The organism is Streptomyces johnsoniae, assembly GCF_031845565.1.
GTDB classification, from domain to species: domain Bacteria; phylum Actinomycetota; class Actinomycetes; order Streptomycetales; family Streptomycetaceae; genus Streptomyces; species Streptomyces johnsoniae.
Map to the genome: position 1 here is coordinate 99,792 of NZ_JAVREV010000011.1, position 25,079 is coordinate 124,870.

25 protein-coding genes are annotated in these 25,079 nt (G+C 72.3%); 11 read left to right on the forward strand and 14 right to left on the reverse strand.

Translation table 11 applies throughout. The features are described from left to right. The first annotated feature begins 23 nt into the window (after positions 1–23). From RM779_RS20105 to RM779_RS20115, 3 genes are all read left to right on the forward strand, one after another. On the forward strand, positions 24–1,883 hold the full coding sequence (locus RM779_RS20105) for an endonuclease/exonuclease/phosphatase family protein (RefSeq protein ID WP_394813343.1): 1,860 nt from the start codon (positions 24–26) through the stop codon (positions 1,881–1,883). A 77-nt stretch (positions 1,884–1,960) separates the two neighbouring features. Beyond that, positions 1,961–2,899: a 4-hydroxy-tetrahydrodipicolinate synthase gene (gene dapA / locus RM779_RS20110; protein ID WP_311619123.1), complete on the forward strand. Its 939-nt coding sequence runs from the start codon at positions 1,961–1,963 to the stop codon at positions 2,897–2,899. Between the two features lie 71 nt (positions 2,900–2,970). Then, positions 2,971–4,512, forward strand: a complete 1,542-nt coding sequence (locus RM779_RS20115; protein WP_311619124.1) for a serine/threonine-protein kinase — start codon at positions 2,971–2,973, stop codon at positions 4,510–4,512. Positions 4,513–4,530: 18 nt separating this feature from the next. On the opposite strand, the gene RM779_RS20120 is transcribed toward RM779_RS20115, so the two are convergent. The 4 genes from RM779_RS20120 to RM779_RS20135 are packed head-to-tail and all read right to left on the reverse strand — an operon-like array spanning position 4,531 to position 7,215. Beyond that, a complete protein-coding gene (locus tag RM779_RS20120; protein WP_311619125.1) occupies positions 4,531–5,286 on the reverse strand; it encodes an EI24 domain-containing protein in 756 nt (251 codons plus the stop codon). Between the two features lie 42 nt (positions 5,287–5,328). After that, entirely contained in the window at positions 5,329–6,309 is a 981-nt protein-coding gene (gene dapD / locus RM779_RS20125; protein WP_311619126.1) for a 2,3,4,5-tetrahydropyridine-2,6-dicarboxylate N-succinyltransferase, read from the reverse strand. A 10-nt stretch (positions 6,310–6,319) separates the two neighbouring features. Beyond that, on the reverse strand, positions 6,320–6,892 hold the full coding sequence (locus RM779_RS20130; RefSeq protein ID WP_311619127.1) for a TetR/AcrR family transcriptional regulator: 573 nt from the start codon (positions 6,890–6,892) through the stop codon (positions 6,320–6,322). Beyond that, the gene (locus RM779_RS20135; RefSeq protein ID WP_394813344.1) at positions 6,892–7,215 is read right to left on the reverse strand and encodes a DMT family transporter; all 324 of its coding nucleotides are present in this window, start codon (positions 7,213–7,215) and stop codon (positions 6,892–6,894) included. Before RM779_RS20135 ends, RM779_RS20130 begins: the two co-directional genes overlap by 1 nt. Positions 7,216–7,356: 141 nt before the next feature. Between RM779_RS20135 and RM779_RS20140 the strand changes: the two genes are divergently transcribed. Further along, on the forward strand, positions 7,357–7,593 hold the full coding sequence (locus RM779_RS20140; protein ID WP_077062115.1) for a hypothetical protein: 237 nt from the start codon (positions 7,357–7,359) through the stop codon (positions 7,591–7,593). 240 nt (positions 7,594–7,833) lie between these two features. On the opposite strand, the gene RM779_RS20145 is transcribed toward RM779_RS20140, so the two are convergent. The 8 genes from RM779_RS20145 to RM779_RS20180 all read right to left on the reverse strand — a co-directional run bounded on the left by RM779_RS20145 (position 7,834) and on the right by RM779_RS20180 (position 14,511). Continuing rightward, a complete protein-coding gene (locus tag RM779_RS20145; RefSeq protein WP_311619129.1) occupies positions 7,834–8,166 on the reverse strand; it encodes a metal-sulfur cluster assembly factor in 333 nt (110 codons plus the stop codon). Continuing rightward, positions 8,163–8,627: a Fe-S cluster assembly sulfur transfer protein SufU gene (gene sufU, locus RM779_RS20150; RefSeq protein ID WP_311619130.1), complete on the reverse strand. Its 465-nt coding sequence runs from the start codon at positions 8,625–8,627 to the stop codon at positions 8,163–8,165. Before sufU ends, RM779_RS20145 begins: the two co-directional genes overlap by 4 nt. Positions 8,628–8,642: 15 nt before the next feature. Continuing rightward, entirely contained in the window at positions 8,643–9,914 is a 1,272-nt protein-coding gene (locus tag RM779_RS20155) for a cysteine desulfurase (RefSeq protein WP_311619131.1), read from the reverse strand. Then, positions 9,911–10,672 carry a Fe-S cluster assembly ATPase SufC gene (gene sufC, locus RM779_RS20160; protein ID WP_311619132.1) on the reverse strand — a complete coding sequence of 254 codons (762 nt, stop codon included), beginning with the start codon at positions 10,670–10,672 and terminating at the stop codon, positions 9,911–9,913. The genes RM779_RS20155 and sufC overlap by 4 nt, the downstream gene beginning before the upstream one ends. A 9-nt stretch (positions 10,673–10,681) precedes the next feature. Further along, positions 10,682–11,023, reverse strand: a complete 342-nt coding sequence (locus tag RM779_RS20165) for a non-heme iron oxygenase ferredoxin subunit (protein WP_311619133.1) — start codon at positions 11,021–11,023, stop codon at positions 10,682–10,684. Beyond that, the gene (sufD, locus tag RM779_RS20170) at positions 11,020–12,189 is read right to left on the reverse strand and encodes a Fe-S cluster assembly protein SufD (protein WP_311619134.1); all 1,170 of its coding nucleotides are present in this window, start codon (positions 12,187–12,189) and stop codon (positions 11,020–11,022) included. Before sufD ends, RM779_RS20165 begins: the two co-directional genes overlap by 4 nt. Before the next feature lie 106 nt (positions 12,190–12,295). Then, positions 12,296–13,717, reverse strand: coding sequence for a Fe-S cluster assembly protein SufB (sufB, locus tag RM779_RS20175; RefSeq protein ID WP_077062108.1), 1,422 nt, complete (start codon positions 13,715–13,717; stop codon positions 12,296–12,298). Continuing rightward, positions 13,714–14,511, reverse strand: a complete 798-nt coding sequence (locus RM779_RS20180) for a helix-turn-helix transcriptional regulator (RefSeq protein ID WP_394813345.1) — start codon at positions 14,509–14,511, stop codon at positions 13,714–13,716. The genes sufB and RM779_RS20180 overlap by 4 nt, the downstream gene beginning before the upstream one ends. 159 nt (positions 14,512–14,670) lie before the next feature. Between RM779_RS20180 and RM779_RS20185 the strand changes: the two genes are divergently transcribed. From RM779_RS20185 to RM779_RS20195, 3 genes are all read left to right on the forward strand, one after another. Next, positions 14,671–15,606: an ABC transporter ATP-binding protein gene (locus RM779_RS20185; protein WP_311619135.1), complete on the forward strand. Its 936-nt coding sequence runs from the start codon at positions 14,671–14,673 to the stop codon at positions 15,604–15,606. 65 nt (positions 15,607–15,671) lie between these two features. Next, entirely contained in the window at positions 15,672–16,388 is a 717-nt protein-coding gene (locus tag RM779_RS20190; protein WP_311619266.1) for an ABC transporter permease, read from the forward strand. Between the two features lie 56 nt (positions 16,389–16,444). After that, complete coding sequence (locus RM779_RS20195) at positions 16,445–17,434, forward strand: COX15/CtaA family protein (protein WP_311619136.1); 990 nt, start codon at positions 16,445–16,447, stop codon at positions 17,432–17,434. An 83-nt stretch (positions 17,435–17,517) separates the two neighbouring features. Here the strand turns inward: RM779_RS20195 and RM779_RS20200 are convergent, their stop codons facing one another. Beyond that, a complete protein-coding gene (locus RM779_RS20200; protein WP_311619137.1) occupies positions 17,518–17,880 on the reverse strand; it encodes a hypothetical protein in 363 nt (120 codons plus the stop codon). A gap of 44 nt (positions 17,881–17,924) precedes the next feature. Continuing rightward, on the reverse strand, positions 17,925–18,866 hold the full coding sequence (locus RM779_RS20205) for a heme o synthase (RefSeq protein WP_311619138.1): 942 nt from the start codon (positions 18,864–18,866) through the stop codon (positions 17,925–17,927). A gap of 353 nt (positions 18,867–19,219) precedes the next feature. Between RM779_RS20205 and tkt the strand changes: the two genes are divergently transcribed. Genes tkt through opcA form a run of 4 tightly spaced genes read left to right on the forward strand, consistent with a single transcriptional unit; the run spans position 19,220 to position 25,071 of the window. After that, complete coding sequence (gene tkt, locus RM779_RS20210) at positions 19,220–21,298, forward strand: transketolase (protein ID WP_311619139.1); 2,079 nt, start codon at positions 19,220–19,222, stop codon at positions 21,296–21,298. Positions 21,299–21,333: 35 nt separating this feature from the next. Further along, complete coding sequence (gene tal / locus RM779_RS20215) at positions 21,334–22,452, forward strand: transaldolase (protein ID WP_311619140.1); 1,119 nt, start codon at positions 21,334–21,336, stop codon at positions 22,450–22,452. 7 nt (positions 22,453–22,459) lie between these two features. Further along, positions 22,460–24,004, forward strand: a complete 1,545-nt coding sequence (gene zwf, locus RM779_RS20220) for a glucose-6-phosphate dehydrogenase (RefSeq protein ID WP_311619141.1) — start codon at positions 22,460–22,462, stop codon at positions 24,002–24,004. Further along, positions 24,001–25,071 carry a glucose-6-phosphate dehydrogenase assembly protein OpcA gene (gene opcA, locus RM779_RS20225; RefSeq protein ID WP_311619142.1) on the forward strand — a complete coding sequence of 357 codons (1,071 nt, stop codon included), beginning with the start codon at positions 24,001–24,003 and terminating at the stop codon, positions 25,069–25,071. The genes zwf and opcA overlap by 4 nt, the downstream gene beginning before the upstream one ends. Positions 25,072–25,079 lie beyond the last annotated feature (8 nt).

The following is a 25,079-nucleotide window of genomic DNA, read 5'->3' on the forward strand; positions in this document are numbered from 1 at the left end:
TCCGACCGCCCCCGGAGGGTCCCTTGACCGCTGCACACACCGCCGCCTCCCCCGCCAGGACGCGCCGAACGGCCGCGCTCGGCGCCCTCCTCGTCGCCGGGCTCTGCGGAACGCTGCTCTCCCAGCCCGCGCCCGCCGCCGCGGACGAGGCCGGTGGGCTGCGTATCCACGACCTCCAGGGCAGCACCCGCCTCTCCCCGTACGCCGGAAACGAGGTGACGGACATACCCGGGATCGTCACGGGTGTGCGCACCTACGGCTCGCGCGGCTTCTGGATACAGGACCCGCGGCCCGACCGGTCCGCCGCCACCAGCGAGGGCGTCTTCGTCTTCACCGGCTCGGCGCCCGAGGTCGCCGTGGGCGACGAGGTGCTGGTCTCCGGCCGGGTCGGCGAGTACTACTACGGCGGTGAGGAGTCCGGCGGCCAGTCGGTCACGCAGCTGACGCAGCCGCGGGTGACCGTTCGCTCGTCGGGCAACGAACTGCCCGCGCCCGTCGAGCTGGACGCCCGTTCCATACCCCGCCGCTACGCCCCCGCCGGCGACCCGGCCGCGGGCGGCGGCATCGAGCACCTGCGGCTGCGCCCCGGCACGTACGCCCTCGACCGCTACGAATCCCTCGAAGGCATGAACGTATCGATCGCGGACGCCGCCGTCGTCGGGCCGAGCACCGCTTACCACGAGCTGTGGGTAACCCTCGAACCGCACCGCAACCGCACGGCCGGCGGCGGCACCCGCTACGCCTCCTACCACGCGCCCAACCCGGGCCGCCTGAAGGTGGAGTCGCTGATACCGGTCGCCGAACAGCCCTTCCCGGCCGCGAACGTCGGCGATGTGCTGGCCGGGCCGAGCACGGGGCCGCTGGACTACGACGAGTTCGGCGGCTACACGCTGGCCGCCCGCGAGCTGGGGGAGATCGCCGGCGGCGGCCTGGCGCCGGAGACCACGCGCCCGCAGCGGGCCGACGAGCTGGCCATCGCCGCGTACAACGTGGAGAACCTGCACCCGGGCGACGAGCAGGAGAAGTTCGACCGGCTCGCCGACGGGGTGGTGACCTCGCTCGCCTCGCCCGACATCCTCGCGCTCGAGGAGATCCAGGACGACAGCGGGCCCACGGACGACGGCACGGTCACCGCGGGCGAGACCCTGCGGCGCTTCACGGACGCCATCGTCGCCGCGGGCGGGCCGCGGTACGAGTGGCGCGGCATCGACCCGGCGGACGGCCACGACGGCGGCCAGCCGGGCGGCAACATCCGCAACGTCTTCCTCTTCGACCCCGCGCGCGTGTCGTTCACCGACCGGCCCGGCGGGGACGCCACCACCGGGACCGAGGCGGTCCGCCGCGACGGCCGGGCCGCCCTCAGCCTCTCCCCCGGCCGCGTCGCCCCCGGGAGCGAGGCGTGGCAGGACAGCCGCAAGCCGCTGGCGGGCGAGTTCACCTTCCGCGGCGAACCGGTCGTCGTCGTCGCCAACCACTTCGCCTCGAAGGGCGGCGACCAGCCGCTGTACGCGCGCAGCCAGCCGCCCGCGCGCGTGTCCGAGGAGCAGCGCGTGGCCCAGGCGCGGGAGGTGAACGCGTTCGTCCGGGAGCTTCTGCGGGTGCAGCGGAACGCGCAGGTGGTCGTTCTCGGCGATATCAACGACTTCGAGTTCTCGCCCACCACGCGCGCCCTGACCGCGGGCGGCGCGCTGGAGAGCGCGGTCACCTCGCTGCCGCCGAGGGAGCGCTACACGTACGTCTTCCAGGGCAACTCGCAGGTGCTCGACCAGACGCTCGTCTCGCCCGCGATCCGCCGCTACGACTACGACATCGTGCACATCAACGCGGAGTTCGCCGACCAGGCCAGCGACCACGACCCGCAGGTGTTGCGCTTCCGGCCCTGACCGGGTAGCGCTGCTGAACGATCGCGCCCGCCGGTACTAAGTGGACCGGCGGGCGCCAGGGTTCCAGACTGCGTGGCATGCACGAATCCACGACGACGCCCGCGCCGGCCGGGCCCTTCGGCCGCTGCGCCGCGGCCATGATCACTCCGTTCACCGAGGACGGCGGCGCGCTCGACCTCGACGGCGCCAGGCGGCTGGCCGCGCACCTGGTGGACCGGGGCGGCTGCGACGCCCTGGTCCTCAACGGCACCACGGGCGAGTCCCCCACCACGACGGACGCGGAGAAGACCGCGCTGGTCCGGGCCGTCGCGCAGGCCGTCGGCGACCGCGCCACCGTGGTGGCCGGGGTCGGCACGGCCGACACCCGGCACTCCGCCGCCCTGGCCCGCGCGGCGCAGGCCGCGGGCGCGGACGGCCTGCTGGTCGTGACGCCGTACTACTCGCGCCCCACCCAGGAGGCGGTGGTCGAGCATCTGCGCAACGTGGCGGACGCCGCCGAACTCCCCGTGATGCTCTACGACATCCCGGCCAGGACGGGCACGGGCACGGCGCTGACGGCGGATTCCCTGCGGGCCCTCGCGGAGCACCCGCGGATCGTGGCGGTCAAGGACTGCTCGTTCGACCTGCTGAAGGCGGGGCTGGTGATGGGCACCACCGACCTGGCCTACTACGCGGGCAGCGAGGAGCTGAACCTGCCGCTGCTCGCCCTCGGCGCCGCCGGCTGCGTCAGCACGCTGGCCAACGTCGCGGGGCCGCAGGTGCGCGGCGTGCTCGACGCGTTCGCCGCGGGCGACACCGAGGGCGCGGCCCGCAGGCACCGCGCGCTGCTGCCGCTGGTGGACGCGCTGATGCACGAAGTGCCGGGCACGGTCGCGGTCAAGGCGCTGTTCCGCGTGGCCGGGCTGCCCGGCGGCCCGGTCAGGGGCCCGTTGCTGCCGGCCGGCGAGCCGCTGACCGCGCGGCTCGCGGACGTGCTCAAGGACGCGCTGCGTTCCGATAGTGTCGGCCCAGGCTGACGGGGCGGCGGCGGGCGGTCCGGCGCCGGTGCAGCGGCACATGCGACGTCTGGGCTCGGGGGAACGCGGTCATGAACGGTACTTCGCCGACCGGGATCTTCGAGCCGCTCGGGCCGGATGACCCGCGGACGGTGGGCGGTTACCGGCTCGCCGCGCGGCTCGGGGCGGGCGGCATGGGGCGGGTGTACCTGTCGCACACGCCCGGCGGGCGGGCGCTGGCCGTCAAGGTGATCCGGGAGGAGTTCGGCGCGGACCCCGAGTTCCGGCGCCGCTTCCGGCGCGAAGTACAGGCCGCGCAGCGGGTGCAGGGGCTGTACACGGCGCCCGTCCTCGACAGCGACACCGAGGGGACGCGCCCCTGGCTGGCCACCGCCTACATCCCGGGGCCGTCGCTGGCCGAGGCCGTCGGGCGGCACGGCCCGCTGCCGGTGCCCACGGTGCTGCCGCTGCTCGCGGGGATCGCCGAGGCCCTCCAGGTCATCCACGACGCCGGCCTGGTGCACCGCGACCTCAAGCCGTCGAACGTGCTGCTCGCCGCGGACGGCCCGCGCGTCATCGACTTCGGCATCGCGCACGCGATCGACGCGACCTCGCTGACCAGCAGCGGACTCGTGGTCGGCACCCCGTCGTTCATGGCCCCCGAGCAGGCCGCGGGCGGGCGGACCCGGCCGGCCACCGACGTCTTCGCGCTGGGCCAGCTCGCCGCGTACGCGCTGACCGGCGCGCCCGCGTTCGGCGAGGGCACCTCGCACGCGGTGCTCTACCGGATCGTGCACGAGCACCCCGATCTGTCCGGGCTGCCCGAGCCGTTGCGGAATCTGATCGCCCACTGCCTGACGAAGGACCCGGACGCCCGGCCCACGGTGACCGCCGTGATGGCCGCCTGCCGGGCCGCCCCGCACGGCGCGCCGCCCGCGCCCGGCCGGTGGCTGCCCGCGCCCGTGGCCGCGGAGCTGACGGCGCACGCGACGCCACCGGCACCGGTACCACCGGCGGCGACGCGCGGCACGGACGGGCCCGGCGGGCGGGGCGGTCCGCGGCGCGGCGTGCTCGTGGCCGCCGCGGCGGCGGCGGCCGGGGCGCTGCTGGCCGCCGGCGTCACCGCCGCGGTCCTGTGGGACAGCGGCGCGGACGGCGGGGACCTGACGGAGGACGCGGGCGGCGAGGCGCCGGAGCGGAGCCCGGACGGCGGGCCCGCGCAGCCGGAGGGTCAGCCGGAGCCGGCCGAGTACACCGGCATCGACCTGCCGGGCAACCACCACCTGTTCTTCGGTGACGACCCGCCCGCGCCCACGCTGTCCGACGCCGACACCGCGGCGGAGATCGACTTCCGTTACTTCACCAACAGCGACCCGGCGCAGCTGCGGACCGGGCAGGGCAACAGCCTGGTGCTGCTCGGCGAGGACCAGGAGGGCTCGTTCGCGACGTGCGCCGCGGAGACGCGGTTCACGCGGCAGATCGACGCCGGAACGGTCGCTTCCGGCACGCAGGTCTGCGTGCGCACCGGCGCAGGCCACCTGGCCCTGGTGACGGTGACCGGCCGTTCCGCCGCGGACGAGCCGAGCGACTACCTCACCGTGGACGCCACCGTGTGGCGCGACGCGCTGGGTTGACCCGGTCTTCCGCGCGGGTCACTCGCGCGGGGGCGGGGCGCCCCCGGCCAGGTCCCTGACCAGGAGGGTCGCCCCGGCGACCGCGCCCGGCATCAGCACGACGGCGGCCAGCGGCACCAGGAAGAGCAGGATGAGCGGCAGGCCGAACCCGACGGCCACGCCGAGCCGCCCGCGCAGCAGCCGCATCCGCTGCCGCAGCGGGATGCCGCGCCGTTCCATCGCCACCGACGTCAGCTCGACGGCGAGGAAGAAGCCGGAGACGCAGAAGCCGAAGGCCGGCACGACCGTCTGCCCGAGGACCGGGACGAAACCCAGCACGAACAGCGGCACGGTGAACGCCAGGACCCGCAGCAGCACCCGCACGCTGTCGCGCAGCGAGATCCACAGCTCCACCGGCAGCGAACGCTCGGGCCCGGTCGGCACGTTGCCCTCGCCGCGCTCGACGTGCTCGGAAAGCGACTCGTAGAAGGGGTCCCCCACCAGCAGCGTCACGGCCGTGAAGGTGAGGACGGCGAGCAGCAGGCCGAAGGCGAACAGCAGGAAGGCGAACGTGGTGCGCAGCACCGTGCGCCAGGTGTCGCCCCAGTCGTCGGCGAACGGGGTGGCCCACGAGGCCAGGTCCCCGGTGTACAGGGCGAGTACGACCAGGGCCGCCGCATAGACGACCAGGGTGATCAGGGCGGGGATCAGGCCCCACGCGAGCCACCGCCGGTGGGTGAACACCCATGCCTGACCTCGCACCATGTACCGGATGCCCGCCGCGAAATCTCTCACGGCGGCCAGGCTAGCGGCTCGGCGAACGCCGCCTCGCACCGGTCAGTTGTGCCGGTGCAGCGCCTCGTTGAGGCCGCCCCAGGTGCCGGTGCGCTGCAGGGCCTCGACGACGCCCGAGGTGGAGTTGCGGCGGAAGAGAAGGTTGTGCGCGCCGGACAGCTCGCGCGCCTTGACCACCGAGCCGTCGGGGAGGCTGACGCGGGTGCCGGCCGTGACGTAGAGGCCCGCCTCGACGACGCAGTCGTCTCCGAGGGAGATGCCGATGCCCGCCTGCGCACCGAGCAGGCAGCGCCGGCCGAGGGCGATGATCTCCTTGCCGCCGCCGGAGAGCGTGCCCATGATGGAGGCGCCGCCGCCGACGTCGGAGCCGTCCCCGACCACGACGCCCGCGCTGATGCGGCCCTCGACCATGGAGACGCCGAGCGTCCCGGCGTTGAAGTTGACGAAGCCCTCGTGCATGACCGTGGTGCCGGTGGCCAGGTGGGCGCCGAGCCGGACGCGGTCGGCGTCGCCGATGCGGACGCCGGGCGGCGTGACGTAGTCCGTCATGCGGGGGAACTTGTCGACACTGGTGACCGCGAGGTGCCCGCCCGCGGCGCGGACCGCGAGCCTGGCCTGCTCGACGCGCTCGACGGGCACCGGCCCCGCGTTGGTCCAGGCCACGTTGGCGAGCAGGCCGAAGATGCCCTCCAGGCTGAGGCCGTGCGGGCGCACCAGCCGGTGGCTGAGGAGGTGGAGGCGCAGGTAGACGTCGTGCGCGTCGACCGGCGCGGCCGCGAGGTCGGAGATGACCGTGCGGACCGCCACGACCTCGACGCCGCGTCCGGCGTCCTGGCCGGTCGCGCCGGTGACGTGCTCGCCGAGCAGCTCCACGGCCCGTCCCGCGTCCAGCCGTTCGGTGCCGCGTTCACCGGCGTCGGCGGTCAGCACGGGCGCTGGGTACCAGGTGTCGAGGACGGTGCCTTCTGCGGTGATCGTGGCAAGCCCGGCGGCGACGGCGCCGGTGGCGGTGGTGTCGGTCATGGATCAGACGCTAACCGGTGGGCACGTCCGGGGGCGAACCGGTCCCCGGCAGCAGCCGCGCGAACATGGCCGCGGCCTGCCCGGTGTCGCACTCCCGCCCGGTCAGCAGCAGCTGGATGATCAGCCCGTCGGCGGCCGCGATCAGCATGCGGGCGGTCGTGCCGTCGGCGACGTGCGGGCGCAGCAGGTCGGCCATCCGCTCCAGGCAGCCCGCGGCGAGCGGCCGGACGGCGGGCAGGCGCAGGCCCGCGAAGTACAGCTCGTACGCCAGCTCGGTGGCCGCGCGCTGCGGCCCGAGGCAGTCGGCGACGTAACGGGCCAGCTCGTCGGCGGGCCGCGCGGCGGGGTCCACGGCGGCCAGCCAGCCCTCGAACCGGTCGAGCCACGCGTCGTTGATGCGCTGCAGGGCGGCGGTCAGCAGCTCCTCGCGGTCCGCGAAGTGGTAGGTGGTCGAGCCGAGCGGCACATCGGCGGCGGCGGCCACCGCCCGGTGGCTGAGCCCGGCGATGCCGCGCTCCCCGACGACGGTCACGGCGGCGGCCACGATGCGCTCGCGGCGGTCCGGGTCATAACGGCGGGGCATCAGTGGGCCGCCCCGCCGAGGTTGAGCAGGACGACTCCGCCGATGACGAGGCCGACGCCGCAGACCTTGGCCAGGGAGGCGCCCTCGCCCAGGAAGAGGGCCCCGATGACCGCGACGACGGCCGTGCCCGCGCCGGACCAGATGGCGTAGGCCACGCCGACCTCCATCGACTTCAGGGTCTGCGCCAGCAGCGCGAAGGCGACGGCGTAACAGCCGAGGGAGCCGAGGCTCGGCCACAGCTTCGAGAAGTCGTCGCTCGTGCGCAGCATCATCGTCCCGAAGATCTCCGCCACGATCGCGGCGGCCAGCGTCAGATAAGCCATGCGTACGATCGTACACATGACCTTTCCGCTCCCTCGGTGGAGTGACTGCCCCTGCGCGTCCGCTGCCGCCTCCGGCGGCTTCCCGCGGCTTCCGGCCATCCTTGCGGCGAATTCGCCGTTCCTGCCGAAGGAGAGACAGCCATGGCCGAGTGCGAGGTCTGCGGCAACGACTACCGAATGGCCTTCGAAGTGCGCGCCGCGGGTGAGGTGCACGTCTTCGACAGCCTGGAGTGCGCGGCCCAGCGCATGGCGCCGGTCTGTGAGAACTGCCAGTGCCGCATCCTGGGCCACGGCCTGGAGACGCAGGACGGGCACTTCTACTGCTGCGCACACTGCGCCAGGACCCAGGGCCACCCCCAGCTCGTCGACCGGGCGTAGGCCACCGGGCGCGGGCCATCGGGCGTAGGCCGCCGGGCGCGCCGCGGCATCGCGGAGGACCACGCCGCGAGTCCGCCCGACCGGACGGAAAAGCTCAGGGGCGAGGCGATCGCCGCCTCGCCCCCGCGCACCACATCCGGTGAACGCACCGGCCCGGCCCGCGGGACGGGCGCTCCGAAGGCCGGGTCCGGCCGGAACGCCCGGCTACGCCGCCCGGCGCGGAGCGGGGCGGGCCGTCGTTCAGACGTTGAAACCGAGGGCCCGCAGCTGCTCGCGGCCGTCGTCGGTGATCTTGTCCGGGCCCCACGGCGGCATCCAGACCCAGTTGATCTTCAGCTCGTTCACCAGGCCCTCCGTGGCCGTCTTCGCCTGGTCCTCGATCACGTCGGTCAGCGGGCAGGCGGCCGAGGTGAGCGTCATGTCGACGGTCGCGACATTGTCCTCGTCCACGTGAACGCCGTAGATCAGGCCGAGGTTGACGACGTCGATCCCCAGCTCGGGGTCGACGACGTCCATCATCGCCTCGCGGATCTCTTCCTCGCCCGCCGGTACGGTGGTCGTCGTCTCAGTCACAGCTTCTCCTTCGCCGCGCTCTCGCCCAGGGCCTGGGCGGTGGCGTCCTTCCATGCCATCCAGCTCAGCAGGGCGCACTTGACGCGCGCCGGGTACTTGGAGACGCCGGCGAACGCCACCGCGTCCTCGAGCACCTCCTCCATCGCGTCGTCCGGAACGACCTGGCCGCGGGACTGCATCAGCGTGAGGAACGTCTCCTGGATGTCCCTCGCCGCCGCCAGCTCCTTCCCCACCAGCAGCTCGTTCAGCACGGAGGCGCTGGCCTGGCTGATCGAGCAGCCCTGCCCGTCGTAGGAGACGTCGGCGACCACGTCGCCCTCGTACCGGACCCGCAGCGTGATCTCGTCCCCGCACGTCGGGTTCACGTGGTGCACTTCGGCATCGCCGTCGCGCAGCCCGCGGCCGTGCGGGTGCTTGTAGTGATCCAGGATCACGTCCTGGTACATCGATTCCAGCTGCACGTCGTCAACCCGTCCTCATCCGAAGAAGCCACGGACGTACTCGAGACCCGCGACGAGGGCGTCGACCTCCGCCGGCGTGGAGTACAGATAGAACGACGCCCGCGTGGTCGCGGGAATTCCATAGCGCAGGCAGACCGGGCGGGCGCAGTGGTGACCGACACGCACGGCGATGCCCTGCTCGTCGAGCACCTGCCCCACGTCGTGGGGGTGGATGTCCGCCAGCGTGAACGAAATCGTCGCCCCGCGGTCCTCCCCCGACACCGGGCCGATGATGCGCAGGTCGGGCACCGTGGACAGCCGGTCGAGCGCGTACCGCGTGATCGCGTGCTCGTGCGCGGCGATCCGCTCCATCCCGATGCCCGCGAGGTAGTCCACGGCCGCGCCGAGGCCGACGGCCTGCGCGATCGGCGGCGTCCCCGCCTCGAACTTGTGCGGCGCCGGCGCGTACGTCGACGCGCTCATCGTGACCGTCTCGATCATCTCGCCGCCCCCGAGGAACGGCGGCAGGTCCTCCAGCAGCTCCTGCCGGCCCCAGAGCACGCCGATGCCGGTCGGGCCGCACATCTTGTGGCCGGTGAAGGCCACGAAGTCGGCCTGGAGGGCCTGCACGTCCAGCGGCATGTGCGGCGCGGCCTGCGAGGCGTCGATCACGACCAGCGCCCCGACCTGCTGCGCGCGGCGGACGATCTCCTCGTACGGGTTGACCGTGCCGAGCACATTGGAGACCAGCACGAAGGAGACGACCTTCGTCCGCTCCGTGATGACCTCGTCAATGTTCGACAGGTCGAGCCTGCCGTCGTCGGTGAGACCGAACCACTTCAGCGTCGCGCCCGTGCGCTGGGCCAGGAACTGCCAGGGCACGATGTTGGAGTGGTGCTCCATCTCCGTGATGACGATGTCCGTGCCGGCGTCCACCCGGTACGGCTCGTCGGCCCAGCCCAGCATGTTGGCGACGAGATTGAGCGACTCCGAGGCGTTCTTGGTGAACACGACCTCGTCGCGGCTCGGCGCGTTGATGAACGCGGCGACCTTGTCCCGGGCGCCCTCGTACAGCGCGGTGGCCTCCTCGGCCAGCACGTGCACACCGCGGTGCACATTGGCGTGGTGGCGCTCGTAGTAGTCGCTCATCGCGTCCAGCACCTGGCGCGGCTTCTGCGAGCTGGCCGCGTTGTCCAGGTAGACCAGCTGCTTGCCGTCGTGGACGGTGCGGTCGAGCAGCGGGAAATCCTTGCGGATCGTCTCGGTGTCCAGGAGCCCCGCCGGCAACGCCGCGTTCGCCTGCGTCATGAGGCCCCTCCCTTGGTGTACTGCTCGTAGCCCTCGGCCTCAAGCTTGTCCGCCAGCTCGGGGCCGCCGGACTCCACGATCCGGCCGCCGGCGAACACGTGCACGTGGTCGGGCTTGATGTAGCGCAGGATGCGCGTGTAGTGCGTGATCAGCAGGGTGCCGACCTCGCCGCTGTCGCGGACCCGGTTGACGCCCTCGGACACGATGCGCAGCGCGTCGATGTCCAGGCCGGAGTCGGTCTCGTCGAGAATCGCGATCTTCGGCTTCAGCAGCTCCAGCTGGAGGATCTCGTGCCGCTTCTTCTCACCGCCGGAGAAGCCCTCGTTCACATTGCGCTCGGCGAAGGACGGGTCCATCTCCAGGCGCTGCATGGTCTCCTTGACCTCCTTCACCCAGGTCCGCAGCCGCGGGGCCTCGCCGCGGATGGCGGTGGCGGAGGTGCGCAGGAAGTTGGACACGGAGACGCCGGGCACCTCGACGGGGTACTGCATCGCGAGGAAGACGCCGGCCCTGGCCCGCTCGTCGACGGACATGTCGAGCACGTCCTCGCCGTCCAGGGTCACGGTGCCGCCGGTGATGGTGTACTTGGGGTGGCCGGCCAGCGAGTAGGCCAGGGTGGACTTGCCGGAGCCGTTGGGGCCCATGATGGCGTGCGTCTCGCCCTGCTTCACGGTCAGGTCGACCCCGCGCAGGATCTCTTTCGGACCGCCTTCGCCGTCGACGGAGACGTGCAGGTCGTGAATCTCAAGCGTTGCCATGGGGATGCCTCAGGACTCCTGGGTGACGGAGACGAGCACGGCGGCGCCGGGGCCGTCTCCTTCGATCTTGACGGGGTAAACGGGGATGGGGCGGGTCGCGGGCAGCCCGGACGGCTTGCCGGTGCGCAGGTCGAAGCTCGAACCGTGCAGCCAGCACTCGATCTGGCAGTCCGCCACCTCGCCCTCGGACAGCGAGACGTTCGCATGCGAACAGATGTCGTTGACGGCGAACACGCTGCCCTCGGTACGGACCACGGACACCGGGACTCCGCCCAGCTCGACCCGCCTGGGGACGTCCTCCTCCAGGTCGCCCACCGTGCAGACCCGGACGAAACCCTCGGCGCCGCTCATGCGATCGACTCCGCCAGCTCGGCCTCCAGCCGCGCGATCAGCCGCTCCTCGACGTCGGGGACGCCGATCTGCTGGACCAGCTCGGCGAAGAAGCCGCGCACGACCAGGCGGCGCGCCTCCTCCGCGGGAATGCCGCGGGCCATCAGGTAGAACAGCTGCTCGTCCTCGAACCTTCCGGTGGCCGAGGCGTGGCCGGCGCCGACGATCTCCCCGGTCTCGATCTCCAGATTGGGGACCGAGTCCACCCGCGCGCCGTCGGTCAGCACCAGGTTGCGGTTCAGCTCGTAGGTGTCGGTGCCGGTGGCGGTGGCCCTGATCAGCACGTCGCCGATCCACACGGCGCGGGCCCGGGCGCCCTGGAGCGCACCCTTGTAGGCCACATTGCTGCGGCAGTTGGCGGCGGAGTGGTCCACCAGCAGCCGGTGCTCCTGGTGCTGCCCGTCGTCCGTGAAGTACAGCCCGTACAGCTCGGCCTCGCCGCCGGGGCCCGCGTAGCTGACGCGCGGGTGCAGACGGACGACGTCGCCGCCGAAGGTGACGACCACGGACTTGAACGTGGCGTCCCGCCCGACCAGCGCATTGTGCTGCGAACAGTGCACGGCCGTGTCCGCCCAGTCCTGCACGGAGACGACGGTCAGCTTGGCGCCCTCCGCGACCTGGAACTCCACGTTCGCCGCGCGGACGGTGTCACCGGTGTGGTCGAGGATCAGGACCACCTCGGCGAAGCGGCCGATGTCGAAGACGGTGTGCCCGTAGGTCACGCCGCCCTCGCCGTGCAGGCTCACCCGCACGGGCTCGGCCGGCACGGCCTCCGCGGGAACGGTGACGACCGTCGCCTTCTCGAAGGCGCTGAACGCCTGTGCGGCCACCCGGTCGGCGGGCTTCCCGGCCCGGCCGACCCGCGGGTCGTCGCGGCCCACCGTCTCCACCGTGACGCCGTCGGGTGCGACGATCTCGGCCTTCACCGATCCGTCGGCGACCGCGGTGCCGTCGTGCAGCCCCCGGAGCCGCTCCAGGGGCGTGAAGCGCCACTCCTCCTCGCGCCCGTGGGGAACGGGGAAGTCCGCCACGTCGAAGGACGGCGGCGCGCTCATCCGGGTGGCGACGGTGGACTCCGCGGCCACCGCGACCGCCCCTCCCGCCGGGATGCTCTGGGCCTCAGCCATGGGTGTCGTCGTGCTCACTCTCTTGATCGGTCCGCTGGGTGGTCTGCTGGGTGGTCTGCTCGATGATGAGGTGCCGGCGCGCCCGCGGGCGCGCCGCGCCGCCGGGTCAGCCGACGGCGCCCTCCATCTGCAGCTCGATCAGCCGGTTGAGCTCCAGGGCGTACTCCATCGGCAGCTCCTTGGCGATCGGCTCGACGAAGCCGCGCACGATCATCGCCATGGCCTCGTCCTCGGAGAGACCGCGGCTCATCAGGTAGAACAGCTGGTCGTCGCTGACCTTGGAGACCGTCGCCTCGTGCCCCATCGTCACGTCGTCCTCGCGGACGTCCACGTACGGGTAGGTGTCGGAGCGGGAGATGGTGTCCACCAGCAGCGCGTCGCACAGCACATTGGACTTGGAGCCCGCCGCGCCCTCGCCGATCTCGATGAGACCGCGGTAGGAGGTGCGCCCGCCGCCCCTGGCCACCGACTTGGAGACGATGTTGGACGAGGTGTTCGGCGCCATGTGCACCATCTTGGCGCCCGCGTCCTGGTGCTGCCCCTCGCCCGCGAAGGCCACGGACAGCGTCTCGCCCTTGGCGTGCTCGCCCATCAGGTACACGGCCGGGTACTTCATGGTGACCTTGGAGCCGATATTGCCGTCGACCCACTCCATGGTGGCGCCCTCGTAGGCCACGGCCCGCTTGGTCACCAGGTTGTACACATTGTTCGACCAGTTCTGAATGGTCGTGTAGCGGCAGCGGCCGCCCTTCTTCACGATGATCTCGACGACCGCGGAGTGCAGCGAGTCCGAGTTGTAGATGGGGGCGGTGCAGCCCTCGACGTAGTGCACGTAGGCGTTCTCGTCGACGATGATCAGCGTCCGCTCGAACTGCCCCATGTTCTCCGTGTTGATCCGGAAGTACGCCTGGAGCGGGATGTCGACGTGCACGCCCGGCGGCACGTAGATGAACGATCCGCCGGACCAGACCGCCGTGTTCAGCGCGGCGAACTTGTTGTCGCCGGCGGGGATCACGGTGCCGAAGTGCTCCTGGAACAGCTCCGGGTGCTCCCGCAGCGCCGTGTCGGTGTCCAGGAAGATGACGCCCTGCCGCTCCAGGTCCTCGCGGATCTGGTGGTAGACGACCTCCGACTCGTACTGCGCGGCCACACCCGCGACCAGCCGCTGCTTCTCCGCCTCGGGGATGCCCAGCCTGTCGTAGGTGTTCTTGATGTCCTCGGGCAGGTCCTCCCAGCTCTGGGCCTGCTTCTCCGTGGACCGCACGAAGTACTTGATGTTGTCGAAGTCGATGCCGCTGAGGTCGGAGCCCCAGGTGGGCATGGGCTTCTTGCCGAAGAGCTTCAGCCCCTTCAGCCGCAGCCTGAGCATCCAGTCCGGCTCGGACTTCTTGCCCGAGATGTCGCGGACGACATCCTCGGACAGGCCGCGCCTGGCGACAGCACCGGCCGTGTCGGAGTCCGCCCAGCCGTACTCGTAGTTGCCCAGCCCCTCGAGCTCGGGGTGGGCCGTCTCCGTGGGGAGCGTCATGCGGGGTTCCTCCCGGCGATGCGTGGTGATGCGGTGGTCTCGTTGTCCTCCGTGGCCGCCGCCTGCTCGGGCCGCGGGACGAAGGTCGTGCACACGCCGTCACCATGGGCGATGGTGGCCAGGCGCTGCACGTGGGTGCCCAGCAGACTGGAGAAGACCTCGGTCTCCGCCTCGCACAGCTGCGGATAGCGCGCGGCGGCGTGCGCCACCGGGCAGTGATGCTGACACAGCTGCTCCCCCGCGGGCGCGGGGACCCCGCGGGCCACGGCGGCGTAGCCGTGCTGGGACAGGGCCTCGGCCAGCGCCCTGGCCCGGTCCTCCGGGGCGGCCCGCTCCAGGAACGGGCGGTACTGCTCGGCCTGCGCGGCGGCCTTGGCGCGCGCGAAGTCCATGACGGCGGCCGCGCCCCGCTCGCTGCCGCCGGCAGCGCGCTCGATCCAGCGCAGCGCCTCCACGGCGAGCTCGTCGTAGGCGTGGTCGAAGGCGTCCCGGCCGGAGTCCGTGATCGCGAAGACCTTGGCCGGACGGCCCCGGCCGCGCGAGCCGTAGACCCGCTTCTCGCGGGGCTCGACCAGCCCGTCGGCGACCAGCGCGTCCAGATGCCTGCGCACCGCCGCCTGGGTGAGCCCCAGCCGGCCGGCCAGCTCGGCCGCGGTCGAAGGGCCGTGCCCGAGGATCGACCGCACGACGCGCCGCCGCGTGCCGGACTGCTCCTCGGACGCCGCGGGCAGCACGGGCTCCCCGGCGGCACCCGTGGCCGCCGGCGCCTCACGCCGCTCGCTCCGCTTTTTCACAACGCCATTGTTGCGTAATTCGCGCGACACGAGCAAGCCAGGTTCTGACCTGGCCGGATGCAGTACATCACGTAAGGCAAGCCTTACCTCCGCGTCCCGGGAACGGCTCCGGGGGCCCGCGGTCAAGGGCCGCACCGCGGGCTTTCTACACTCCACTGCATGCACACCCCAGGGGCCGCACCGGCCGTCGAAGCAGTCGGCCTGGTCAAACGGTACGGCCGCACGACCGCGGTGGACGGCCTCGACCTCACCGTCGCACGGGGCACCGTGACCGCCGTGCTCGGGCCGAACGGAGCGGGCAAGACGACCACCGTCGAATCCTGCGAGGGGTTCCGCACCCCCGACGCGGGACACCTGCGGGTACTCGGCCTCGACCCGGTCGCCGATGCGGCGGCGCTGCGCCCCCGCATCGGCGTGATGCTCCAGAACGGCGGCGTCTACCCGGGCGTGCGCGCCAAGGAGATGCTGCGCCACGTCGCCCGGCTGCACGCGCACCCCCTCGATGTCGACGCGCTCGCCGACCGGCTCGGGATCGGCGGTTTCGGACGCACCACCTACCGGCGCCTGTCCGGCGGCCAGCAGCAGCGGCTGTCCCTGGCCCTGGCCGTCGTCGGCCGGCCCGAGCTGGTCTTTCTCGACGAGCCGACGGCCGGCCTCGACCCGCAGGCCAGACACGCCACCTGGGACCTGATCAGGGAACTGCGGGCGGACGGCGTCACCGTGGTGCTCACCACGCACCACATGGACGAGGCCGAGGAGCTGGCCGACGACGTGGCCATCGTGGACGCCGGACGCGTCATCGCGCACGGCAGCCCGGCGGACCTGAGCCGCGGCGGCACGGCGGACGTCCTGCGCTTCACCGGCAGGCCGGGGCTCGACCTGGTCTCGCTGCGCCAGGCGCTGCCCGCGGGGAGCGAGGCCACCGAGCCGAGCCCGGGCAGCTACCGGATCACCGGCGACGTCGGCCCGCGGCTGCTGGCCACCGTCACCGCCTGGTGCGCCCAGCACGGGGTGCTCGCCGACCGGATCACCACCCAGCGGCACACCCTCGAAGACGTCTTTCTGGAACTGACCGGCAAGGAGCTGCGCCCGTGAGCACCGAAACCGGAGCGGGCCCCGGCCGCCACGCGCCGCGCCCCGGAGCGGCACCGCTGCCGCGCATGATCGCCGCACAGGCCGCCCTGGAGACCAGGATGCTGCTGCGGCACGGCGAACAGCTGCTGCTGACCGTGGTCATCCCGACACTGCTGCTGGTCCTGTTCAGCAGCGTCGACGTGGTGGACGTCGGCGAGGGGGAACGGGTCGACTTCCTCGCCCCCGGCATCCTGGCGCTCGCGGTGCTGTCCACGGCGTTCACCGGACAGGCCATCGCCACCGGCTTCGAACGGCGCTACGGCGTCCTCAAGCGCCTGGGCGCCTCGCCGCTGCCCCGCTGGGCGCTGATGTGCGGCAAGACCTGCGCCGTTCTCGTGACCCTGGTGCTCCAGACGGTGCTGCTCACGGCCGTGGCGCTGGCACTCGGCTGGTCGCCGCACGGGAACCCGGCGGCTGTCGCGCTGCTGATGCTGCTCGGCACCGCGGCGTTCTCCGGACTCGGCCTGCTGATGGCGGGGACCCTGCGCGCCGAGGTGACGCTGGCGGCCGCCAACCTCGTCTTCGTGCTGCTGCTGTTCTCCGGCGGCGTGATCGTTCCGCTGGACGACTTCCCCGCGGGGCTGCGCGGCGTGTTCGAGGCGCTGCCGCTCGGCGCGCTCTCCGACGGTCTGCGCGCGGTGCTGGACGACGGCGCGGGCATGCCCTGGGGCGACGCGGCCGTGCTCGCCGGCTGGGCGGTGGCGGGCCTGGGCGCCGCGGCCCGCTTCTTCCGCTGGGAGTGAGAACCGGAACCCGCCCCTCGTGAAAGCGCGCACAAGCGGGGGCCTAGCATGAGTGCGTGCTGAAAGCAGTGCGAAACCCCCTCGCCTTCATCGCCGACCGGTGGACCCCGCACCCGCGCACCGTGCGCCGGGCGGCGCTCACGGCCCTCGTCATGAGCGTGTGCATCGTCGTCACCGGCGGCGCGGTCCGGCTCACCGGCTCGGGTCTCGGCTGCGACACCTGGCCCAAGTGCAGCGACGACAGCCTCGTGGCCACCTCGGAGATGGGGCTGCACGGGCTGATCGAGTTCGGCAACCGGATGCTCACCTACGTGGTGAGCGCCGCCGTCGGCTGGGCCATCATCGCCGCCAGGTCGGCCAAGCCGCGCCGCCGCGGGCTGACCCGGCTGGGCTGGGCGCAGTTCTGGGTCGTGGCCGGCAACGGCGTCATCGGTGGCGTCACGGTGCTCACCGAGCTGAACCCGTACATCGTCGCCGCGCACTTCCTGGCCGCCACCGCGCTGATCACGGCGGCCACCGTGACCTGGCAGCGCACCCGCGAGGGCGACGCGGAGCCGCGGCCGCTGGTCGGCCCGCCCGTGCGGCGCGCCGTCTTCGGGCTGACCGCGCTGACCGGGGCACTGATCATCGTCGGGACCGCGGTCACCGGCAGCGGCGAGCACGCCGGCGACAGCAGCGACATCGAGCGCATGCCGTTCGACTGGGAGACCATCACCCGCGTGCACTCCGCGCTGGCCTGGGCGGTCGTCCTGGCGACGGCCGCCATCTGGATCGTGCTGCGCCTGGTGGACGCCCCCGGCGGAGTGCGGGCCCGCGCCCGCGACCTGTTCGCCGTGCTGATGGCGCAGGGCGCCATCGGCTACGCCCAGTACTTCCTCGACGAGCCCGAGCTGCTGGTCGGCTTCCACCTGCTGGGTTCGACACTGGTGTGGATCGCCACCCTCCGCCTGCTGCTCGCCACCCGCGACCGTGGCACGGCACCCGGCTCAGAGCACGGCGCGCCCCCCGCGCACGCCCCCGAACCGGTGCCCGCGACCACGGCGTAGGCTCTCTCCCCCGGCCCTTCCTCCCCCGGCGGCGCGGCCCCCGGCCCCGCGGCCTTGTGCTCAGGGGCCCCGCGGCCTTGTGCTCAGGTGTCCCCGGGGGAGCCGATCTGGAGGCCCGCCATCCGGCTCCACTCGTCGGGGCCCGTGCGCAGGCGTGCGGCCAGCTCCCCGTCGAGTGTCTCCCGCACGGCCACGCCCGCCTGGTCGGCCGCCGCGGCGAGTACCGCGCGGTCGGCCGCGACCACGTCGCCCCAGCCGCCGTCCGCGCCGACCAGCACGAGCCGGTGGCCGCGGATGCCGAGGTAGGAGATCTGCCCCTCCGCGTCGCCGCCGTGCGCGGCGGCGAAGGCGCGGATACGGCGCGTCAGGCGCGCCACGGCCCGTTCGTCGGGGCGGATGCCGTCGGGGCGGGTACCGGGGTCCGATGATTCCGCGGAGTCAGCCATGGCCGCATCCTACCGGCCGGTAATGGAGTGCGGGCCGCCGCGCCTCAGCGCAGGAACGGGTCGATGGCCACGGCGAGGAAGACCACCGACACGTAGGTGATCGACCAGTGGAAGAGGCGCATCTCCTTGAGCTTCACGCCCTGGTGTCCCGCCCGCGCGCGGCCCAGCAGCGTGTGCGCTTCCCACAGCCACCACGCGCCGGCCGCCCCGGCGACCACCGGGTAGAACCAGCCGGTGTAGCCGAGCGGCCACAGCGCCAGCGAGACGAGCACCATCACCCAGCTGTAGATCACGATCTGCCGCGCGACCACCGTATTGGCCGCGACCACCGGCAACATGGGCACGCCGACCCGGGCGTAGTCGTCCTTCACCTTCATCGACAGCGGCCAGTAGTGCGGCGGCGTCCAGAAGAACATGACGAGGAAGAGGATGACGGCCGCCCAGGAGACGGAGTTCGTCACCGAGGACCAGCCGATGAGGACCGGCATGCATCCGGCGATGCCGCCCCACACGATGTTCTGCGAGGTGCGGCGCTTGAGGAGCATCGTGTACACGAGCACGTAGAACGCCAGCGCCCCGAGCGCCAGCCAGGCGGACAGCCAGTTGACCGTCAGCCCGAACCACAGCGTGGAGATCACGGCGAGCGCGATGCCGAACGCGAGGCACTCCACCGGCCGGACGACGCCGGTCACCAGCGGCCGGTTGCGGGTGCGGTGCATCAGCGCGTCGATGTCGCGGTCGAGATACATGTTCAGCGCGTTGGCGCCGCCCGCCGAGAGGTAACCGCCCAGGCAGGTGGCGAACACCAGCCACAGGTCGGGCACACCCTGCTCCGCCAGGAACATCACGGGGACCGTGGTGATCAGGAGCAGTTCGATGATGCGGGGCTTGGTGAGTGCGATGAACGCCTTGACCCGGTCTCCCGGAGTCCTGCGGACCGAGCCCTGGGCAAGCTCTGCCACGGGACGGGAATCGACGGCCGTCACGGACACCCCTGATTGTGCGACATCAGCGATTGGCGCTGCGGGCGAATGGCGGGCTCCGTCCGGCGATCGGCCGTGGTCGCAGCTCGCACGTTACGCCGTCACTCTAGACGCCCGGCTTGCGCGCCTTGTCGGCGGGGCCCCGTCTCGGCGAACGTGCCGGAACGTCCAGCCTGGGGCACTGTAGTAAACGTTGGCCGGCGGGCCGTCCTTGCGACCTGACAAGGTTGCACGTGTCCCGGGGTCGCCCCGACCGCCGGAGGTAGGCTCGACAGCGCCCGGTGAGCCGTATCCGCCGCCTGGCGGTGAGGCCCTTCACCGGCCTGAACATACGCGGAGAGGAGCCCTGACGCAGGGTGAGCAGCAAGCCGACCACCTCAGACCTCGAATGGACGGATCTGGACGAACGGGCCGTGGACACCGCCCGGGTCCTGGCCGCCGACGCCGTGCAGAAGGTCGGGAACGGCCACCCCGGCACGGCCATGAGCCTGGCGCCCGCCGCCTATCTGGTGTTCCAGAAGCTGATGCGCCACGACCCGTCCGACCCCGACTGGGCGGGCCGTGACCGTTTCGTACTGTCCGTGGGCCACACCAGCCTGACGCTCTACGTCCAGCTCTACCTGGCCGGGTACGGCCTGGAGCTTGACGACCTGAAGTCCTTCCGCACGTGGGGCTCCAGGACCCCAGGCCACCCGGAGTACGGCCACACGGTCGGCGTCGAGACGACGACGGGGCCGCTGGGACAGGGCATCGGCAACGCGGTGGGCATGGCGATGGCCGCCCGTTACGAGCGCGGCCTCTTCGACCCGGACGCGGAGCCCGGCACCTCGCCGTTCGACCACACGATCTGGGTGTTCGCCGGCGACGGCTGCCTCCAGGAGGGCGTGTCCGCCGAGGCCGCCTCCCTGGCCGGGCACCAGAAGCTGGGCAACCTGGTGCTCCTGTACGACGACAACCACATCTCCATCGAGGGCGACACCGAGACCGCGTTCTCCGAGGACGTGCTCGCCCGCTTCGAGGCGTACGGCTGGCACGTCCAGCGCGTCGCCCCCAAGGAGAACGGCGACCTCGACCCCGCGGCCCTGCACACCGCGTTCACGGCGGCGCGGGCCGAGACCGGGCGGCCCTCGATCATCTCAGCGCGTTCCATCATCGCCTGGCCCGCGCCCCACGCGCAGAACACCGAGGCCGCGCACGGCTCGGCGCTCGGCGACGACGAGGTGGCCGCGACGAAGCGGGTCCTCGGCTTCGACCCGGAGCAGCACTTCCAGGTCGAGGAGGCGGTACTCGCGCACGCCAGGTCCGCCGTCGAACGGGGCCAGACCGCCCGCGCCACCTGGGAGAAGCAGCTCGCCACCTGGCGGCAGGCCAACCCGGAGCGGGCCGCGCAGTTCGACCGGATTCGCGCCGGGCAGCTGCCCGAGGGCTGGGAGCGGGAGCTGCCGTCCTTCGACCCGGGCACCGACGTCGCCACCCGCAAGGCGTCCGGCAAGACCCTGGCGGCTCTCGGCGCGGTCGTCCCCGAGCTGTGGGGCGGCTCGGCCGACCTCGCCGGCTCCAACAACACCACGATCGACGCGTCGTCCTCGTTCCTGCCTGCGGGCAACCCGCTGGCCGAGGCCGACCCGTACGGCCGCACCGTGCACTTCGGCATCAGGGAACATGCCATGGGCTCCGCCATGAACGGCATCGCCCTGCACGGCAACACCCGCGTCTACGGCGGCACGTTCCTGGTCTTCTCGGACTACATGCGCCCAGCCGTGCGCCTCGCCGCGCTGATGAAGCTGCCGGTCACCTACGTGTGGACGCACGACTCCATCGGGCTGGGCGAGGACGGCCCCACGCACCAGCCCGTCGAGCACCTGGCCGCGCTGCGCGCGATCCCAGGACTCAATGTGGTGCGGCCGGCCGACGCCAACGAGACCTCCCTCGCCTGGCGCGAGATCCTGCGGCGGCACGGCACCCACCCGGCCCCGCACGCGCTCGCCCTGACCCGGCAGAACGTGCCGACCTACGCGGCCAACGAGGATGCCGCCAGGGGCGGTTACGTGCACACCGAGGCGGAGGGCGGCGCGCCGCGCGCCCTGCTCATCGCCACCGGCTCCGAGGTGCACCTCGCGCTCGCCGCCCGCGAGCAGCTCCAGGCCGAGGGCGTGCCCACCCGCGTGGTGTCGATGCCGTGCGTGGAGTGGTTCGAGGAGCAGGACCAGGCGTACCGGGACCGCGTGCTGCTGCCCGAGGTCAAGGCGCGGGTCGCGGTCGAGGCCGGCGTGGGCCTGACGTGGCACGCCTACGTCGGATCTGCGGGCCGGATCGTGTCGCTCGAACACTTCGGTGCCTCCGCCGATTACAAGACGCTTTACCGCGAGTTCGGGATCACCCCGGAAGCTGTGGCGCAGGCCGCGCGGGAATCCCTGACGGCCGCCGGGCGCTGACACCGATACACGAGACAGCAGGAGATGCGATTTCCATGACCGACGCACTCAAGCGGCTCTCCCAGGAGGGTGTCGCGATCTGGCTGGACGATCTGTCCCGCTCGATGATCACCTCGGGAAGCCTCGGCGAACTGCTCGATCAGCAGCACGTCGTGGGCGTCACCACCAACCCGTCGATCTTCCAGAAGGCGATCTCCGCCGGTGAGGGGTACGAGGAGCAGGTGGCCGACCTGGCCGCCCGCCGGGTCACGGTCGAGGAGGCGGTGCGCATGATCACCACCTCCGACGTCCGGGACGCGGCCGACGTGCTGCGCCCGGTGTACGAGGCGACCGGCGGGCTCGACGGCCGGGTCTCCATCGAGGTCGACCCGCGCCTGGCGCACAACACGCGGGCCACCGTCGCCGAGGCCAAGCAGCTCGCATGGCTGGTCGACCGGCCGAACACGTTCATCAAGATCCCGGCCACCAGGGCCGGGCTGCCGGCGATCACGGAGACCATCGGGCGGGGCATCAGCGTCAACGTGACTCTGATCTTCTCGCTGGAGCGGTACCGCGAGGTGATGGACGCCTACCAGGCCGGTCTCGAACAGGCCGCCGCCAAGGGCCTCGATCTGTCGACGATCTACTCGGTCGCGTCGTTCTTCGTCTCCCGGGTGGACACCGAGATCGACAAGCGTCTCGCGGCCATCGGCACCGAGGAGGCGACCGCGCTGCGCGGCAAGGCCGCCGTCGCCAACGCCAGGCTGGCCTACCAGGCGTACGAGGAGGCCATCGGCGCGGACCGCTGGCAGGCCCTGTCCCGTTCCGGGGCCAACCCGCAGCGCCCGCTGTGGGCGTCCACGGGCGTGAAGGACCCGGCCTACCCGGACACGCTGTACGTGACCGAGCTGGTCGCGCCCGGCACCGTCAACACCATGCCGGGCGCGACGCTGCGGGCCACCGAGGACCACGGCGAGATCGCGGGCGACACCATCCGCGGCACCTACGAGCGGGCGCGCGCCGACCTGGACGCGCTGGAGAAGGTCGGCGTCTCGTACGACGAGGTGGTGCAGCTGCTGGAGGACGAGGGCGTGGACAAGTTCGAGACGGCCTGGACGGGCCTGCTCGACTCCACGAAGGCCGAGCTGGAGCGCCTGGCGGGCGGGGAGGACTGAGACACCGGTGAGCGTCAGCGCGAACCAACCGAAACATCTCAACCCCCTGCGCACGTCGCAGGACCGGCGGCTCCCGCGCATCGCGGGGCCGTCGGGTCTGGTCATCTTCGGCGTCACCGGTGACCTCTCCCGCAAGAAGCTCATGCCCGCCGTGTACGACCTCGCGAACCGGGGGCTGCTGCCCCCGGGCTTCTCGCTGGTGGGATTCGCCCGCAGGGACTGGGCGGACGAGGATTTCTGCGACGTCGTGCACAACTCCGTCAAGCAGTACGCGCGCACGCCCTTCCGTGAGGAGGTGTGGCGCCAGCTGGCCGAGGGGATGCGGTTCGTCTCCGGGACCTTCGACGACGACGAGGCGTTCGTCAATCTGCGGAGCACCATCGACCGGCTGGACAAGGAGCGCGGTACGGGCGGAAACTTCGCCTTCTACCTGTCCGTTCCGCCCAAGTACTTCCCCACGGTCGTGCGCCAGCTGAAGCAGCACGGCCTGTCCGAGCCGCCCACGGACTCCTGGCGGCGCGCGGTCATCGAGAAGCCGTTCGGCCACGACCTGGCCTCCGCCCAGGAGCTGAACCAGGTGGTGCACGAGGTCTTCCCGCCCCACGAGGTCTTCCGCATCGACCACTACCTGGGCAAGGAGACGGTGCAGAACATTCTGGCGCTGCGCTTCGCCAACACGATGTTCGAGCCCATCTGGAACCGCTCCTACGTCGACCACGTGCAGATCACGATGGCCGAGGACATCGGCATCGGCGGCCGGGCCGGGTACTACGACGGCATCGGCTCCGCACGCGACGTCATCCAGAACCACCTCCTCCAGCTGCTCGCCCTCACGGCGATGGAGGAGCCGGCGTCCTTCGACGCGGACGCGCTGGTCACCGAGAAGCTGAAGGTGCTGCACGCGGTGCAACTGCCGGAGGACCTGGGCCGGCACACCGTGCGCGGGCAGTACACCGGCGGCTGGCAGGGCGGCCAGAAGGTGGCGGGTTACCTGGACGAGGACGGTATCGACCGGGCCTCCGTCACCGATACCTACGCGGCGATGCGCCTGGAGATCGACAACCGCCGCTGGGCGGGCGTCCCGTTCTACCTGCGGACCGGCAAGCGGCTCGGCCGCCGCGTCACGGAGATCGCGGTCGTCTTCCAGACGGCGCCCTACTCCCCGTTCGACACCACCGACACCCAGGAGCTGGGGCACAACGCCCTGGTGATCCGGGTGCAGCCGGACGAGGGCATCACCGTGCGCTTCGGCTCCAAGGTGCCGGGCACGCAAATGGAGATCCGGGACGTGACGATGGACTTCGCCTACGGCGAGTCGTTCACGGAGTCCAGCCCTGAGGCGTACGAACGGCTGCTGCTCGACGTGCTGCTGGGCGACGCCAACCTCTTCCCCCGGCATCAGGAGGTCGAGCGCTCCTGGGAAATCCTCGACCCCGTCGAGGATTTCTGGGCAGGGCACGGCAGGCCCGAGCCGTACACGGCGGGCACCTGGGGGCCCAAGGCGGCGGATGAGATGCTCGCGCGCGACGGACGGAGCTGGCGGCGACCATGAATATCGACCTGACGGACACCACGTCCAGCCAGATCAACGCGGCTCTGGTCCAGGCGCGGCGGGCGGTCGGCTCGGCCGTGGGGATGGTGCTGACCCTCGTCATCGTCACGGACGAGGGCAACCACTACGACGCTCTGAAGGCCGCGAGCGAAGCGTCCCAGGAGCACCCCTCGCGGATTCTGGTCGTCATCAAGCGCCCCGGGCGCTCGCCGCGGGAGCGGGCGAACGCCCGGCTGGACGCGGAGGTCCGGGTCGGCGGGGACGTCGGCAACGGGGAAACGGTGCTGCTGCGGCTGCACGGCGAGCTGTCGGCGCACGCCTACAGCGTCGTGATGCCGCTGCTGCTGCCGGACGCGCCGGTCGTGGTGTGGTGGCCCGAGGAGGCCCCCGGTCACCCGGCCGACGACCTGCTGGGCACCCTGGCCCAGCGGCGCATCACCGACGCGGCGTCCACCGAGGACCCGGTCGCGGCGCTCGGCCTGCGGGCCCGGGTGTACGCGCCGGGCGACACCGACCTCGCCTGGACGAGGATCACGCCGTGGCGCAGTGTGCTCGCGGCGGCGCTCGACCAGAAGCACGCGGCGATCTCGTCCGCCGAAGTGGAGGGCGAGGAGTACAACCCGAGCACGGAGCTGCTCGCGCTGTGGCTGGCCGACCGCCTCGGCGTGCCGGTCGAGCGGGTCGTCTCCCCCGGCCCGGGTATCACGGCCGTTCGGCTGAACGTGGCGGACGGCGTGATCTGCCTGGACCGCCCGGACGGTTCGCTGGCGACCCTGGCGGTGCCGGGCCAGCCCGACCGGCACGTGGCGCTCCACCGCCGCAGCACGGCCGAGCTGATCGCCGAGGAGCTGCGGCGGCTCGACCCGGACGATGCGTACGCACAGGCGGTGCGGCACGGGGTCGGGCAGCTGCACAAGCGGCCGGGCCAGGCGCAGGCGGTGCCCGCGGCGCAGGCCGCGCCCGGGGCGGAGAAGCCGACGCGGAAGGCCGCGGCGGCCAGGGCCGATGGCGGGGAGCAGGGCAAGCCGGAGAAGAAGGCCGGCAAGCAGGCGGAGCAGCCGTCGTGACGGCGGTG